The following is a 324-nucleotide window of genomic DNA, read 5'->3' as shown; positions in this document are numbered from 1 at the left end:
ACGAAGATCCACAAGATCATGGACATGGCGATCGCGGCGGGTGCTCCGCTGGTGTCGTTGAACGACGGCGCTGGCGCCCGTATCCAGGAGGGTGTCTCGGCGCTGGCGGGGTATGGCGGGATCTTCCAGCGCAACACGCGCGCGTCGGGTGTGATCCCGCAGATCAGCGTGATGCTGGGCCCGTGTGCGGGTGGCGCGGCCTACAGTCCGGCGCTGACGGATTTCGTGTTCATGGTGCGTGAGACGTCGCAGATGTTCATCACGGGTCCGGATGTGGTGCGGGCGGTGACGGGTGAGGAGATCACCCAGAACGGTCTCGGTGGC

At 65.7% G+C, this 324-nt stretch carries 1 protein-coding gene; it reads left to right on the top strand.

What is annotated here, in order from left to right:
* Nucleotides 1–324 (top strand): carboxyl transferase domain-containing protein (locus tag ADK54_RS17755; RefSeq protein WP_324610168.1); only part of this gene is annotated, 324 nt, incomplete at both ends.

It is taken from the genome of Streptomyces sp. WM6378 (assembly GCF_001279695.1).
Taxonomy (GTDB): domain Bacteria; phylum Actinomycetota; class Actinomycetes; order Streptomycetales; family Streptomycetaceae; genus Streptomyces.
This window is presented reverse-complemented; position numbering and strand designations above follow the sequence as displayed.